14 protein-coding genes are annotated in these 13,826 nt (G+C 67.1%); 8 read left to right on the plus strand and 6 right to left on the minus strand.

The features are described from left to right. Window positions 1–4: 4 nt before the first annotated feature. Window positions 5–1,360 (plus strand): bifunctional diguanylate cyclase/phosphodiesterase, encoded by a 1,356-nt coding sequence (locus L0976_RS25055; protein ID WP_203318022.1) that lies wholly within the window; start codon window positions 5–7, stop codon window positions 1,358–1,360. A gap of 118 nt (window positions 1,361–1,478) precedes the next feature. After that, window positions 1,479–1,814: a PilZ domain-containing protein gene (locus L0976_RS25060; RefSeq protein ID WP_203318023.1), complete on the plus strand. Its 336-nt coding sequence runs from the start codon at window positions 1,479–1,481 to the stop codon at window positions 1,812–1,814. Between the two features lie 3 nt (window positions 1,815–1,817). Here L0976_RS25060 and L0976_RS25065 read toward each other — a convergent pair whose 3' ends face one another. Continuing rightward, entirely contained in the window at window positions 1,818–2,744 is a 927-nt protein-coding gene (locus L0976_RS25065) for a LysR substrate-binding domain-containing protein (RefSeq protein WP_234189681.1), read from the minus strand. 88 nt (window positions 2,745–2,832) lie between these two features. On the opposite strand from L0976_RS25065, the gene L0976_RS25070 reads away from it, so the two are divergent. Together L0976_RS25070 and L0976_RS25075 are read left to right on the plus strand one after the other, a co-directional pair. Beyond that, window positions 2,833–4,374 (plus strand): trimethylamine methyltransferase family protein, encoded by a 1,542-nt coding sequence (locus L0976_RS25070; protein ID WP_234189682.1) that lies wholly within the window; start codon window positions 2,833–2,835, stop codon window positions 4,372–4,374. A gap of 18 nt (window positions 4,375–4,392) precedes the next feature. Continuing rightward, window positions 4,393–6,441 (plus strand): NADH:flavin oxidoreductase, encoded by a 2,049-nt coding sequence (locus L0976_RS25075; RefSeq protein WP_234189683.1) that lies wholly within the window; start codon window positions 4,393–4,395, stop codon window positions 6,439–6,441. A gap of 69 nt (window positions 6,442–6,510) precedes the next feature. On the opposite strand, the gene L0976_RS25080 is transcribed toward L0976_RS25075, so the two are convergent. From L0976_RS25080 to L0976_RS25100, 5 genes are all read right to left on the minus strand, one after another. Beyond that, entirely contained in the window at window positions 6,511–7,230 is a 720-nt protein-coding gene (locus L0976_RS25080; RefSeq protein WP_234189684.1) for a PRC-barrel domain-containing protein, read from the minus strand. Between the two features lie 207 nt (window positions 7,231–7,437). Further along, entirely contained in the window at window positions 7,438–8,322 is an 885-nt protein-coding gene (locus L0976_RS25085; RefSeq protein ID WP_234189685.1) for an SMP-30/gluconolactonase/LRE family protein, read from the minus strand. Then, window positions 8,319–8,957, minus strand: a complete 639-nt coding sequence (locus L0976_RS25090) for a 2-dehydro-3-deoxy-6-phosphogalactonate aldolase (protein ID WP_234189686.1) — start codon at window positions 8,955–8,957, stop codon at window positions 8,319–8,321. Before L0976_RS25090 ends, L0976_RS25085 begins: the two co-directional genes overlap by 4 nt. A gap of 16 nt (window positions 8,958–8,973) precedes the next feature. Beyond that, on the minus strand, window positions 8,974–9,909 hold the full coding sequence (locus L0976_RS25095; RefSeq protein ID WP_234189687.1) for a 2-dehydro-3-deoxygalactonokinase: 936 nt from the start codon (window positions 9,907–9,909) through the stop codon (window positions 8,974–8,976). Then, complete coding sequence (locus tag L0976_RS25100) at window positions 9,909–10,670, minus strand: SDR family NAD(P)-dependent oxidoreductase (RefSeq protein ID WP_234189688.1); 762 nt, start codon at window positions 10,668–10,670, stop codon at window positions 9,909–9,911. Before L0976_RS25100 ends, L0976_RS25095 begins: the two co-directional genes overlap by 1 nt. Window positions 10,671–10,770: 100 nt before the next feature. Between L0976_RS25100 and L0976_RS25105 the strand changes: the two genes are divergently transcribed. From L0976_RS25105 to L0976_RS25120, 4 genes are all read left to right on the plus strand, one after another. Beyond that, on the plus strand, window positions 10,771–11,559 hold the full coding sequence (locus tag L0976_RS25105; RefSeq protein WP_234189689.1) for an IclR family transcriptional regulator: 789 nt from the start codon (window positions 10,771–10,773) through the stop codon (window positions 11,557–11,559). A 261-nt stretch (window positions 11,560–11,820) separates the two neighbouring features. Continuing rightward, window positions 11,821–12,561, plus strand: a complete 741-nt coding sequence (locus tag L0976_RS25110) for a LuxR family transcriptional regulator (protein ID WP_234189690.1) — start codon at window positions 11,821–11,823, stop codon at window positions 12,559–12,561. An 84-nt stretch (window positions 12,562–12,645) separates the two neighbouring features. Then, a complete protein-coding gene (locus tag L0976_RS25115) occupies window positions 12,646–13,389 on the plus strand; it encodes a LuxR family transcriptional regulator (protein WP_203318034.1) in 744 nt (247 codons plus the stop codon). A 133-nt stretch (window positions 13,390–13,522) separates the two neighbouring features. Then, window positions 13,523–13,826: iron-sulfur cluster assembly protein (locus tag L0976_RS25120; RefSeq protein WP_234189691.1), on the plus strand; the 304-nt coding region annotated here is incomplete at its 3' end.

Consider the following 13,826-nt stretch of genomic DNA (forward strand, 5'->3'; position numbering starts at 1 on the left):
ATTGATGAAGTCTGCTGATCATGCGGCGCTGGATGTTTCCCAGACTGATCTTCATGCCATGGCCTATACCGACCCCCTGACGGGGCTCGGCAATCTCTACCGCCTGCGCGACAAGGTGCGCCAGATCGCCAAGGAGCGCGAGGAGGACCCGGCGCCCTTCGCCATCGGCATCGCCAATCTCGACGGCTTCAAGCCCATCAACGATCTCTTCGGCCCGCGCGCCGGCGACGAGATCCTCTGCCAGGTGGCGCACCGCCTCAAGGCCTGCATCCCCGACGGGGCGACCGTCACCCGCCACGGCGGCGACGAGTTCGCCTTCGTCCTGCCGCTGGTCTTCGAGCGCAAGGGCGCCGAGAAGATCGGCCAGATGCTGCGCGAGGTGCTGTCGGCCCCCTTCGACCTCGGCGACCGCAACGTGCGGCTCTCCGCCTCCTTCGGCTTTGCCATCTATCCCTTCGCCGGCGAGGACTTCACCGAGCTCCTGAAAAGCGCCGACACCGCGCTCTACCGTTCGAAACGGCGCGGGCGCGGCCAGATCACCGTCTATTCGCAGGAGATCGCCCAGGAGATGAAGCGCGCGACGCAGCTCGAGCAGGCGCTGCGCAACGCGATCATCGCCAACGAGGTGGACGTGCATTTCCAGCCGATCGTCAGCCTGCGCGACGACACCGTCGTCGGCTTCGAGGCGCTGGCGCGCTGGTGCGATGCAGACCTCGGCTATGTCTCGCCGGCCGTCTTCGTGCCGCTCGCCGAGGAACGCGGTTTCATCGATGCCCTCTCCGACACGCTGCTGCGCAAGGCGGCGGAGGCGGCGCTGTCCTGGCCGAAGGAGCTCTTCCTCTCCTTCAACCTTTCCTCCGCCCAGCTCATGGACCCGAAGACCGCGTTCAACACGCTGGCGATCCTCAACCGCGTCGGCCTCGATCCGCGCCGGCTGGAGCTGGAGATCACCGAAACGGCCGTCATGACGGATGCCGACACGGCGCAGAAGATCGTCGGGGAACTGCGCGCGGCGGGCGTGCGCGTCTCGCTTGACGATTTCGGCACCGGCCAGTCGAGCCTCGGGCGGCTGCGCGACTTCACCTTCGACAAGGTGAAGATCGACCGCGCCTTCGTCTCCCGCATCTCCAACGACAAGGCGTCGGAGCACATCATCAAGGCCATCGTCGCCATGTGCGAGGGCCTCGACCTCGCCGTCGTCGCCGAGGGCATCGAGGATTTCTCCGAGGCGCTGAAACTGAAGGCGCTCGGCTGCGGCATGGGGCAGGGCTATTTCTACGGCAAGCCCGCGGACGCCGTCGCCACCATGCGCTTTCTCGCCGACCGCTATGTCAGCGTCGAAGGCCGCGCCGCTTCCTGACAAGCGTGGTGTGCCCAAATAGGCCAGTTCGCTAAAATTGTACGCTTTTGTTTAGCGGCGCCGAAAATGATCCGTCCTATGCTCCCTTCCAGACACGAATTCGTGAAGGGAGCCACGGATGACAAACATCAAGGATATGCCTGTCAGGGCGACCAATCGTTCCAGGGTCCGCATTTTCGCCGATGTCCGGGTCATGCACCAGCGGTGCCGGGGCCGGGTCGTGGACCTGTCGCCGACGGGCATGGCGCTTGACCTGGAAAAGCCGCTCCAGGTCCTGCCGGGTCAGCTCGTGACCATCGAGAGCGAGGAACTCGGCCGCCTCAGCGGCACGGTCCGCTGGCTCAGCAACGGCCGGCTCGGCATCCAGTACAAGCTCTCGACCAACGCGCTGGCGCAGATCACCTCCTATTTCCGCTTCTTCCACGAGGAGGTGCAGCCGGTCCTGCGCCGCTGACGCTCAGGCCTCCATCGCCCGGCTTTGCCGGCCTTCCTCCTGCAGCCAGTCGCGCACGCGCCGCGCCGGCCCGTTGAGCTCGCGCGAGCGCGGCCAGACGATGTAGAAGGCGTCGTCCGTCTTCAGCACATGGCCGCCGACGGGCACGAGCGCGCCCGAGCGCACCTGCCCCTCGATGAGATGCCGCCAGCCGAGCGCGACGCCTTCGCCCGAAAGCACCGCCTGGATCACCAGGACATAGTCGTTGATGGCGAGCCGCCGCGCCTGCGCGGGATAGCGCACGCCCGCGCTTGCGAACCATTCCGGCCAGTCGCAGGTCGCCCGCACCGGCTCCTCCAGGTGGATGAGCGGCAGCTTCAGCAATTCTTCCGGCGTCCGCGGATGGCCGCGGCTTTCCACGAAGGCCGGGCTCGCCACCGCCGTGATGACCTCGGGCGCGAGCAGCGCGGAATGGTAGCGCGGCCATTTCGCCGGGTCGCCGCCGCGGATGGCGAGCGGGATCGGCTCCTCGTCGAGGTCGAGGTCGCGCACGCTGGTCTGGATGCGAAGGTCGATGTCGGGCAGGTCGGCCCTCAGCTTGGCGAGCCGCGGCAGCATCCACATCGAGGCGAAGGCGGTGGAGGCGGCGAGCGTCACATTTGTCTCGCGTCCCTTGGCGCGGATGTCCTCCGCCGATTTCTGGATGCGCGAGAGCCCGAGCGTCACGTCCGCATGGAAGCGCTCGCCGGCATCCGTCAGCTCTACCGCGCGGTGGGCGCGGTGGAAGAGCGCGACGCCGAGCTGGTCCTCCAGATTGCGCACCGCATAGGAGACGGCCGCCTGCGTCATGCCGAGCTCGCCTGCGGCACGGGTGAAATTCTGGTGCCGGCCGGCGGCCTCGAAGACGATGAGGCTGGAGGCGGAAGGGATCAGGCGGCGCAGGGTTTCCATAAATCCAGCTTATAGCTTCGGTAAATTTTTTCCAGCGTTACAAAGCGGTTTTTCCCGCCTAGCCTCATACCGGATTATGGAGGCGGCAATGGTTGAGGCAGCGGCGATCGAAGCGCCGGCACGGCGGGGCAGGGGCACGCGGCGCGACGCTGCGGCAAAGCCCCTCGGCGTGCCCTATATCCTGCGCGGCATCCCGACCTACGACGTCCTGTCGGAGGAGAACCTCGGGAAGATCGAGCGGGCCGCCGACCGCATCCTCGCCGAGGTCGGCATCGAGTTCCGCGACGACCCCGCCGCCCTCGACCACTGGAAGCGCGCCGGCGCGACGGTGGAGGGCGTGCTGGTGCGCTTCGAGCCCGGCATGCTGCGCGAGATCGTCTCCTCCGCGCCTTCCACCTTCACACAACATGCCCGCAACCCGGCGAACAATGTCGAGATCGGCGGCAGCGCCGTCGTCTTCTCGCCGGCCTACGGCTCGCCCTTCGTCATGGACCTCGACCGGGGCCGCCGCTACGGCACGCTGGAGGATTTCAGGAACTTCGTCAGGCTCGCCCAGGCGAGCCCCTGGCTGCACCATTCCGGCGGCACGATCTGCGAGCCGGTCGATGTTCCCGTCAACAAGCGCCACCTCGACATGGTCTACAGCCATATCCGCTATTCGGATCGTCCCTTCATGGGCTCGATAACCGCCGAGGAGCGCGCCGAGGATTCCATCGACATGGCGCGCATCCTGTTCGGCGCCGACTTCGTCGACCGCAACTGCGTCATCCTCGGCAATGTCAACGTCAACTCGCCGCTCGTCTGGGACGGCACCATGACGCGCTCGCTGCGCGCCTATGCCCGCGCCAACCAGGCCGCCGTCATCGTGCCCTTCATTCTCGGCGGCGCGATGGGCCCGGTGACGAATGCCGGGGCCATCGCCCAGTCCTATGCCGAGACGCTGGCCGGCTGCGCGTTGACCCAGCTTGAGCGCAGGGGCGCGCCGGTCATCTTCGGCAATTTCCTTTCCTCCATGTCGCTGCGCTCCGGCTCGCCCACCTTCGGCACGCCGGAGCCCGCCATCGGCTCCATGGTGGTCGGCCAGCTCGCGCGCCGGCTCGGGCTGCCGCTGCGCTGTGCCGGCAACTTCTCCAATTCCAAGCTGCCGGACGGGCAGGCCATGCAGGAAGGGCTGATGTCCATGCTGTCGGCCGTCCATTGCGGCGCGAACTTCATCCTGCATTCGGCCGGCTTCCTCGATGGCCTGCTGTCCATGTCCTACGAGAAGTTCGTGATGGATGCGGATCTCTGCGGCGCGCTGCATTCCTACCTCGCCGGCGTCACCGTGGACGACAACACGCTCGCCATGGACGCCTTCCTGGAGGTCGGCCCGGGCAGCCACTTCCTCGGCTCGGCCCACACGATGCGCAACTATCAGAGCGCCTTCTGGGATTCGACGCTGTCGGACAACGAGCCCTTCGAGAAATGGAGCGGTGAGGGCGGCGCGACGGACATGGCCACCCGCGCCAACCGCCAGTGGAAGAAGACGCTCGCCGAATACGAGGCGCCGCCGCTGGACATCGCGATCGACGAGGCGCTCTGCGACTATATGGACCGCAAGAAGGCCGCCATGGCCGATGCATGGTATTGAAACCCCAGGACTGTTGGAATGACGCAATCGAAGGACCCGCTGCTCCAGCCCTACCGGCTGAAGCACCTGACGCTGAAGAACCGGATCATGTCGACCTCGCACGAGCCGGCCTATTCGGAAGACGGCATGCCGAAGGACCGCTACCGGCTCTATCATCTGGAAAAGGCGAAGGGCGGCATGGCCCTGACCATGACGGCGGGCTCGGCGATCGTCTCGGAGGATTCCCCGCCCGCCTTCGGCAATCTCCACGCCTATTGCGACGAGATCGTGCCCTGGCTGAAGAAGATCGCCGACGACTGTCACGAGCATGATTGCGCCGTCATGATCCAGCTCACCCATCTCGGCCGGCGGACGGGCTGGAACAAGGGCGACTGGCTGCCGGTCCTCTCCGCCTCGCCGGTGCGCGAGCCCGCGCACCGCGCCTTCCCCAAGGAGATCGAGGACTGGGACATCGAGCGCATCGTCGGCGATTACGCCGCCGCGGCCCAGCGCATGCAGGCCGCCGGCCTCGACGGCATCGAGTTCGAGGCCTACGGCCACCTGATGGACAGCTTCTGGTCCCCCGCCACCAACCGGCGCGAGGACGAGTATGGCGGCTCGCTCGACAATCGCCTGCGCTTTTCCGACATGGTGCTCGACGCCGTCCGCAAGGCCGTCGGCCCGGATTTCATCGTCGGCATCCGCATGGTGGCCGACGAGGACTGGGAGGCCGGGCTTTCCAGGCAGGAGGGCGTCGAGATCGCCCGGCGTCTCGCCGGGTCCGGCAAGGTGGATTTCCTCAACATCATCCGCGGCCATATCGACCACGACGCGCATCTGACCAACGTCATCCCGATCCAGGGCATGGCGGCCTCGCCCCATCTCGACTTTGCCGGCGAGGTGCGCGCGGCGACGAAATTCCCGGTCTTCCACGCCGCCCGCATCGCCGACGTGGCGACGGCCCGCCACGCGATCGCCGAAGGCAAGCTCGACATGGTGGGCATGACCCGCGCCCATATCGCCGATCCGCATATCGTCCGGAAGATCGAGGAGGGCAGGGAGGCGCAGATCCGCCCCTGCGTCGGAGCCACCTACTGTCTCGACCGCATCTATGAAGGCGGCGGCGCGCTCTGTATCCACAATGCGGCGACCGGCCGCGAGGCGACCATCCCGCATGTCATCTCGAAATCCTCGGGACCTCGCCGCAAGGCGGTGGTTGTCGGTGCCGGCCCGGCAGGCTTGGAGGCCGCACGCGTGCTTGCCGAGCGCGGCCACGCGGTGGAGGTGCTGGAGGCCATGGGCGAGGCCGGGGGGCAGATCCTGCTTGCCGCCCGCAACCCGCGCCGCAGGGAACTCGTCGGCATCGTCGACTGGCGCCTTGCCGAGCTCGAACGCCTCGGCGTGCCGATCCGCTACAACGTCTTTGCCGGCGGCGACGACGTGCTCGCGCTTGAGCCCGACCTCGTCGTGGTCGCGACCGGCGGCATCGCGCAGAACCCGGAACTGGAAGCCGGCGACGATCTCGTCATATCGAGCTGGGACATCATTGCCGGCGCGGTGAAGCCGGAAGGCCCGGTCCTGCTTTACGACGACAACGGCGCGCATACCGGCATGACGGCGGCGGAGCTGATCGCGAAAGCCGGCGTGGAGATCGAACTCGTCTCGCCGGAGCGGTTCTTCGCCCCCGAGATCGGCGGCATGAACCACGTTCCCTATGCGAAGGCCTTTGCGGAAAGGAACGTCCGCGTGACGATCAACACCCGCCTCAAGGCGGTGCGCCGCGACGGCAACGCGCTGGTGGCCACCCTCGGCTCGGATTTCTCGCCGACGGCCGCCGCCGAGCGGCGCGTCGCGCAGGTCGTCGTCGAGCACGGCACCATGCCGATGGCCGATCTCTATTTCGAGCTGAAGCCGCTGTCGCGCAATCTCGGTGCCGTCGACTACAAGGCGCTCATGCGCCAGGAGAACCCGATCCGGTCCCGCAATCCCGAGGGCACCTTCGATCTCTTCCGCATCGGCGATGCCGTCCACAGCCGCAACATCCATGCCGGCATCTACGATGCCATGCGCTACGGTGTCCTGTTCTAGCAAAGAGCACAAAAAAACCCGGTGGCGCAGGGAGTGCCACCGGGCTGGAGGTCAGGGGAACGTTCCGGCTTATTCGGCCGGCGGCGTCGTGGCCGGAGCCGGAGCCGGGGCCGTACCCGTCGTCGACGAAGTCGTCGAGGAATCGACCGGGGTATTGGCCTGACGTTCGGCGACCTGCTGCGCCTTGGTCTTGAATTCCGGCGCGGCCTGCAGGCTTTCGGCCGTTTCCGTGGTCGTCAGCTTGACATCGTCGGAATCCGGGACCTGCGTGATCGAGATCTTCTCGAACGGGACGGCGACCCACTTCTCGCCGATGCCCAGGAAGCCGCCGACACCGATCACCGCGGCATCGATGCCGCCGCTCTTTTCCATGATCAGGTCGGAGATCTTGCCGATGCTCTCATCGGCGCTGTTGTAGACAGCCTGGCCGATATAGGTATTGGCGCTGATCTGCTCGTCCGACTGTGCCGTCAGGTAATCGCCACCGGCGGTTGCCGGAGCCTGGGCGGTGTCCTCGCTCGGCGTTGCCGGGGTCTGGGCGGTATCTTCGGTCGTGGTTCCGGTTGCCGGCGTCTGCGCCGTGTCTTCGGTCGGCGCCGCGCCCGGGGTGGCGGCGGTGTCGTCAGGGGTCGTGCCCGTCGCGGCATCGCCGGTCATGGCGGGCTGCTCCATGGGCTGGGTCTGGCCGGCTGCCGGCTGATTGGTATCCTGTGCATAAGCTGCCGGAGCAAGAGCCGCGCCCAGGAAGAGTGCACCAGCGGCAACGGAGGTAAGAAGTTTGTTGGTCATTGTGAACCTGCCTTTCGTCTCGTTGGCATCAAGGCGCGGCGGCGGTTTCGAGTGTCCGTCCGCACCGGCTGATGGACAAGGAACGGCGCCCCCCCGTTTTGGTTCCGATGAAAATTGCCTTCTTTTTGATTGCAGCCATGCAAAAGCGACGGCCCCGGCCGGATAAACCGGCGGGGCCGCGCAGGTTCCTGCATGGAATGACGGGTGTCACAGCCTGAAGTTCGGCTCCAGGCGCCCCCTCGCCACGACGCCGAGTTCGAAGGTCTGGCCGGCATGGGGATCTGCCAGGCGCGCCGCCGCGTCCATGTCCTGCCATGCCGACGTCACGAGCACCCGGTCGGCCTTCGCGCCGATGAAGGCCGGGCAGCTCGTCTGCGAGGCGGGAACGAGATGGCGCGCCACCTTCGTGCCGTCGGGCTTGTAGACGTCCACGGCGTTTTCGCCCCAGCGGGCGTTCCAGATCAGCCCGTCCGCATCGCAGACCGAGCCGTCGACACCGCCCGGTGTACCGCTCTCGTCGCTGAGCAGTTCCGGCTCGCCGGTCGGCAGCCCCGTCTTCGGATCGAGCGACACCTTCATGAGGTGGTTGACGTCCGTGTCGGTGAAATAGCCGGTGCCGCCGTCCGGGGAAAAGCAGATGCTGTTCGGGATGGTGAGGTTGGAAAAGAGCTTCGTCACGCGCTCGCCCGCGACATGGTAGATCGCGCCGGACTGCTTTTCGGCGCTGCGGCCCATCGTGCTTGCCCAGAGCGCGCCGGACGGATGCACGCGCCCGTCGTTGGAGCGGTTGGCGGCCTTGTCCTCTAGCCTCGCGAAGGGCGCCAGCCGGCCGTCCGCGACGGTGCGGATGAAGAGGCCCTGGTCGGAGATGATGAGCTGGCGTTCCGCATCGACCACCGCCAGCACGCTGCCGAGAAAGGGAAGGTCGTGCACCGCCTTCGCCATGGTGGCGAGGTGGAGTTCATGCAGCTTGCGGCCGCGAATGTCGAACCAGAAGGCCTTGTCCGTCGCCGGATCGTAGGTCGGTCCCTCGCCGAGATGGCAGGCGGTCTCGCAAAGGATGCGGCCGGTGAAGGAATGGGTCTCGGTCATCGGGTTCCTCCATAGACGGTGTCATAGGCTTCGATGGTGGCTTCGGCGCGCACGTGCACCTCGGCGCCGTCCATGCCGGGCTTGTAGAGGCTGGAGCCGAGGCCGAAGCTGCGGATGCCGATGGCCGCATAGTCGGCGAAATTCCTGTCCGATACGCCGCCGACGGCGGCGATCTCCAGCTCCGGCGGCAGGATGGCGCGGATCGCCTGGATGCCGGACGGGCCGAGCACGCTCGCGGGGAAGAACTTCAGTCCCGTCGCGCCGGCGCGCGCGGCGGCGAGCGCCTCGGTGGGGGTGAAGACGCCGGGCATCGTCACCATGCCCCTGGCGGCGGCGGCGGCGATGACGTCGGGCTCGACATTCGGGCTCACCATCAGCCGTCCGCCGACATCGGCGAGGCGCTCGACGTCCGCGACCGTCAGCACGGTGCCGGCGCCGATCAGGCAGCCCTCGGGCGCCATCTTCACGGCGATCTCGATGGACCGGAACGGTTCCGGCGAGTTCAGCGGGATCTCGATGGCGGTGAAGCCGGTCTCGATCAGCGCGCCGACGACATCCTCGGTCTCGTTCGGCTTCAGGCCGCGCAGGATGGCGATCAGCGGGCGTCTCATCGGGGGGAAGGGAGTGCGGCTCATTGTTTTCCAGCTTTCTTCAAAGGGACCAGAGCGCCCTGGCGCCCGCGGCAAGGCCGTTGCGCACGGCGGTGTCGGCATCGATCAGGGTGGGCGCGATGCCGGCGGCGGCGAGCGCTGCGGTATAAAGCGCGCCGAGTCCGCCGGAGACGACGAGCGCGACCGGCGTGCCTTCTGCGACCAGCGAAAGCGCGCCGGCGATCTCCAGCCCGATCAGCGTGCCGGAAAGCCGCGCCTTGGCGTCGTCAGGCGAAAGCCCGGCGATCAGCGAGCCGGCCCGCACGGAGAAGAACTGGCTGGTGGCGAGCGCCGGCCGTTCGACCATGCGGGCGACGGCGGAGCGGAAGGCGGCATTGTCGCCGGAAACGGCGCCGGCATCGGCGATGGCGTGGCTGAGGATGGTGTGCCCGGCGATGGCCTCGAACAGCTCGCCGGTCATGAAGGAGGAAAAGCCTTCGACCCTTCCGCCGGAAAGGCGGACCCACTTGCTGTGCGTTCCGGGCATGCAGACGAGATGGTCGCCGCCGCCGAGCGCGCCGGCCGCGCCGAGAAGCTGCGTCTCCTCGCCGCGCATGACGTCGGGCGCCATGGCATCGCGCTGGGCAAGGCCGGGCAGGATGCGGATATCCGCCTCGATGCCGGGAATGCGCACGGCGGCGGTCGGAATGTCGGCGAGGGCCGCGGGCGTATCGAGATAGCCGGCCTCGATCCAGCCCTGCCGTGCGCCCGCCATGCCGCAGACGAGGACCGGCAGGCCTGTCGGGGCGCAAACGGCGGCAAGGTGGCTTTCGAGCACCGCGGCAAAGCCGGTGCGGGCCGCCGCCGTCATGCCCTCGCCGCTGCGCCGCTCGGCGATGACGCCGCCGTCCCGGCCCACCAGCCAGAGGCGGAAGCTGGAGGTTCCCCAGTCCACCGCGGCATAGGCGGGTTCGGATCGCGCGATGGTTCCGGTCATCAGAGCATGCCTCCGTCGACGATGAGGGATTGGGCGGTGATGGCGGCGGAGGCCTCCGACGCCAGGAAGAGGCAGGGACCGACCATGTCGGCGGCGACGAGGGAGCGCTTCAGGCACTGGCGTTCGATGCCGCCGGCAATGGCGGCATCGTCGATCCACAGGCGCTTCTGCCGCTCGGTCAGCACCATGCCGGGCAGGATGGCGTTGACGCGGATATTGTCCGGGCCGAGCTTGCCGGCGAGCGACTTGGTGAGGCCGACGATGCCGGCCTTGGCCGTCGCATAGGCAGGCAGCTCTCCCATGTTGAGCAGGAAGGCGATGGAGGAGAAGTTGACGATCGCCCCGCCGCCGCCCCGGCGCATGTGCGGCGCGACGGCCTGCGCGGCGAAGAAGTGATGGCGCAGGTTCACCGCCTGGTTCTCGTCCCAGTAGTCAGGCTCGACGGTGTCGAGATCGTGCCGGTCGTCGCGCGCAGCATTGTTGACGAGCACGCGGATGCCGCCGAGCCTTGCCGCCGCCTCCGCGACGGCCGCCCGCAACACGTCGATGTCGCGAAGGTCCGCTCTTATATAATGCGGCAGGTGCTCGACCGTGCCTTCCAGGCTGGAGACGAGCGACCGGCTTTCCGCTTCCGCCACGTCGAGGAAGGCGACCCGTGCGCCCTCGGCGGCGAAACCCGCGACCAGCGCCGCGCCGATGCCGGAACCGCCGCCGGTGACGATGACGCCCTGTCCTCTCAGGTCCGGATGCCGTCCCGCCATCGCTGTCTCCGTGAATTCCACTATGTGGAACTGAGTTTGATTATTCGGAATTATTCCGCTACCATGCCGCCCTGTCAAGAGACCGGAGAGGGTTGCGGCAATGGTGATGGAACGGGATGGGGAAAGCGGCACGGGCACGCTCGGCAAGGCGGTCGCCGTCCTGGAAACGGTTGCGCTTGCCGATCGGCCGATGCGCTTCACCGAGGTGCTCGCCGTCAGTGGCCAGCCGCGCGGCACGCTGCACCGCCAGCTTTCCCATCTGGTGCAGGAAGGGCTTCTGGAGCTCAGGCCCGACCATGCCTATGTGCCGGGCCTGCGCCTGCTGAAGCTTGCCTCCGCCTCCTGGGCGCGCAACGAGTTCCGCGCCGTCGCCGCGCCCTTCCTGGAGGCGCTGCACGGGCAGACGGGGGAGACCGTGCATCTCGGCGTGCTGCGCGGGCACGAGATCATCTATCTCGACAAGGTGGAAAGCCGGCAGGCCGTGCGCATGAATTCGCAGATCGGCAACGCGTCGCCCGCCTATTGCACGGGCGTCGGCAAGGCGGCGCTTTCCACGCTCGATGCCCCGGCGCTCGACGCTATCCTCTGCGGGCTGGAATTGCGCCGTTTCACGCCGCAGACGATCACCGACCGCGCGACGCTGATGGCCGAGCTCGCGCAGATCCGGGCGAGCGGCATCGCCTTCGACCGGGAGGAGCACGAGCCGGGCATCCGCTGCGTCGCCGCGCCGCTCGTCGATCCCGGCCGGGCGCTCGTGGCCGGGGTTTCGGTGACGGGCCCGGCCTATCGGGTGGGGCAGGCGCAGCTCGACGACTGGGCGCCGCGCGTGCGCCATGCGGCTCGCGCCATCATGGACGAGCTTTCGGCGCGGCTCGGTCCGCAACGATAAGTGGATCACGATGTGCGTTACCGGTCGCAGAGTTGTCTTATGGCCCCATTTTACGGTAAATTAGAAAATCGCGCTGGACGTGGATTGGGGTCGCCATTAGCTTCCCTGACAAGCAACGATCGGGTTGCGTCGCTCGCCGCGGACTTGAGGTGCGGCTCTCGAGACATACTTGCATTGGGATACGGGGGTTCCTGAGGCAAGCAAGCGTATGTGTGGCAGGGCCTGCCGCGCAATCGTCTGCATTGCTGAAGGAAAATGGACATGGCGGATCGATTCCACACGACATCTTCTGCGCAGTTCCAGAGCCGCTGGGGCGGGAATCTTTCGGCCATGGGTTCGGAGGAGGACGTCGCCGAGATGCTCGACGGCATCGCCGCGCGCTACGGTTTCCGCGGTTATCTCCTGATCAACGTCCCCTCGGAAACCTCGCCGGACTTCTCCTCCAACGTGCTGCTGACGTCCTGGCCGGACGAGATGCTGAAGACCTACGACCATGCGGGCCTCATCTTCGGCAGCCCCGTTGTCGAGCGCCTGCGCCAGAGCACCAATCCCTTCGCCTACGATGCGGAGCGCACCAACCGTCGCCGCGGCGACGGCAAGGCGGCGATCGCGGCGGATCTCTTCGAGCGGCACGGCCTGTCGCGCGGGGCCTATTTCCCGGCGCACAATTCGGCGGGCCTGCGCGGCGCGCTGGCCTTCGGCGGCACGCGCGAGGCGGTGACGCCGCGCGAGATGGCCGAACTCAACGCGCTGGCCAACCATATCTTCACCGAGGTGGTCGAGCTGCGCGCCGGCCGCCGGCAGAACGTTTCGCTGTCGCGCCGCGAGATCGAGTGCCTGTCCTGGGCCTCTGCCGGCAAGACCAGCGTCGAAATGTCCGAAATCCTCGGACTTTCGGAATATACGGTCAATCATTACCTGAACCGCGCGACGCGCAAGCTCGACGCTGTCAACCGGGTTCAAGCGGTCGCCAAGGCGATCCGCGCCGGACTTTTGAACTGATGCATAAAAAACCTTGCGACTTTCTGGAATGCGTGCGGCCCCGCTCCAATTGCCCAAGGCGAGCAACAACGATTGCGGGGCACCATGACGGCTGACGAAACCAGAAGCAGCGAAAACCAGGGACAGGACGAAGGCGCCGAGATCGCCGGCCTCGAGACGCAGTTCGACATCGTTCGCTACATGCGCCGCAAGTGCGAGGAATACGGCCTCAAGTATTTCATCGTCTTCAACCTGCCGGGTTTCGAGGCGGAGAAGCTCTCGGCCTATTCCATCGTCAGCAACTGGCCGCAGGAGATTCTCGCCAAGTACGACGCCATGCGCATGGTCCGCCACAGCGCGGGCATCCGCAAGCTGCGGCTCACCACGGTGCCGTTCACCTACGACATGCGCGAATGGATCGGCGAATCCTCCGAGCAGATGGATTTCACCGAGCTGCTCGAGACGATGACCGCCCATCGCATGCTGACCGGCCATTTCTTCCCCGTGCACGACGCGCTCGGCAACCGCGGCGCCGTCGTGTGGGGCGGCGAGAGCGCCACGCTCGGCCGCGACGAGCGGCTGATGCTGCAGATGATCTCCGTCCACATCTTCAACCGGCTGGCCGAGATCGGCTCGGCCTGGAAATCCGGCCAGGTCGTGCTCACGGAGCGCGAAATCCAGTGCCTGAGCTGGACGGCGGCGGGCAAGACCAGCCTGGAGATCGCCGAGATCCTCGGCCTTTCCGAGCATACGGTGAACCACTACCTCAACCAGGTCACGCGCAAGCTGGAGGCGGTCAACCGCACCCAGGCCGTGGTCAAGGCCATCCGCCGCGGGCTGATCGCCTGATTGGCCCTGAGGCAACCTGCCGCAAAGCCGCGCGCCGCCGTCGCAGTCAAATTCGTTTGGCGGCGGCCCTTGCGTGCACTATCTACGGCAGGCAAAGCGGCCGCAGGCCGCGACGGGATCGATCGAGGGTTTCATGACTGATGTAAGCAAGGAACAGGTTCTGGAACGGCTGCGCACGGTGCGCGGCCCGGACATGGACGGCAATATCGTCGACCTCGGCCTCGTCTCTGATGTCTTCATCTCCGACGGCAAGGCCTATTTCTCGATCACCGTCCCGGCCGAGCGCGCCCGCGAGCTCGATCCCATGCGCGCGGCCGCCGAGCGCGTCGTCAAGGATATCCCCGGCATCACCGCCGCCATGGTGGCGCTGACGGCCGACAAGCGCGCCGCCGCCGGCCCCGCCGCCGCGCGCGCGCCCGCCCCGCCGCCGCCCGGTC

The sequence above is a fragment of the Shinella sp. NM-101 genome, from assembly GCF_021401195.1.
Lineage (GTDB): Bacteria > Pseudomonadota > Alphaproteobacteria > Rhizobiales > Rhizobiaceae > Shinella.

What these genes read in the sequence shown, in the direction of transcription:
- L0976_RS25090 (WP_234189686.1), bottom strand. Translation starts at nt 8,957, where the DNA reads ATGAGCCGCACTCCCTTCCCCCCGATGAGACGCCCGCTGATCGCCATC.
- L0976_RS25105 (WP_234189689.1), top strand. Translation starts at nt 10,771, where the DNA reads ATGGTGATGGAACGGGATGGGGAAAGCGGCACGGGCACGCTCGGCAAG.
- L0976_RS25060 (WP_203318023.1), top strand. Translation starts at nt 1,479, where the DNA reads ATGACAAACATCAAGGATATGCCTGTCAGGGCGACCAATCGTTCCAGG.
- L0976_RS25115 (WP_203318034.1), top strand. Translation starts at nt 12,646, where the DNA reads ATGACGGCTGACGAAACCAGAAGCAGCGAAAACCAGGGACAGGACGAA.
- L0976_RS25095 (WP_234189687.1), bottom strand. Translation starts at nt 9,909, where the DNA reads ATGACCGGAACCATCGCGCGATCCGAACCCGCCTATGCCGCGGTGGAC.
- L0976_RS25055 (WP_203318022.1), top strand. Translation starts at nt 5, where the DNA reads ATGAAGTCTGCTGATCATGCGGCGCTGGATGTTTCCCAGACTGATCTT.
- L0976_RS25085 (WP_234189685.1), bottom strand. Translation starts at nt 8,322, where the DNA reads ATGACCGAGACCCATTCCTTCACCGGCCGCATCCTTTGCGAGACCGCC.
- L0976_RS25065 (WP_234189681.1), bottom strand. Translation starts at nt 2,744, where the DNA reads ATGGAAACCCTGCGCCGCCTGATCCCTTCCGCCTCCAGCCTCATCGTC.
- L0976_RS25100 (WP_234189688.1), bottom strand. Translation starts at nt 10,670, where the DNA reads ATGGCGGGACGGCATCCGGACCTGAGAGGACAGGGCGTCATCGTCACC.
- L0976_RS25080 (WP_234189684.1), bottom strand. Translation starts at nt 7,230, where the DNA reads ATGACCAACAAACTTCTTACCTCCGTTGCCGCTGGTGCACTCTTCCTG.
- L0976_RS25075 (WP_234189683.1), top strand. Translation starts at nt 4,393, where the DNA reads ATGACGCAATCGAAGGACCCGCTGCTCCAGCCCTACCGGCTGAAGCAC.
- L0976_RS25070 (WP_234189682.1), top strand. Translation starts at nt 2,833, where the DNA reads ATGGTTGAGGCAGCGGCGATCGAAGCGCCGGCACGGCGGGGCAGGGGC.
- L0976_RS25110 (WP_234189690.1), top strand. Translation starts at nt 11,821, where the DNA reads ATGGCGGATCGATTCCACACGACATCTTCTGCGCAGTTCCAGAGCCGC.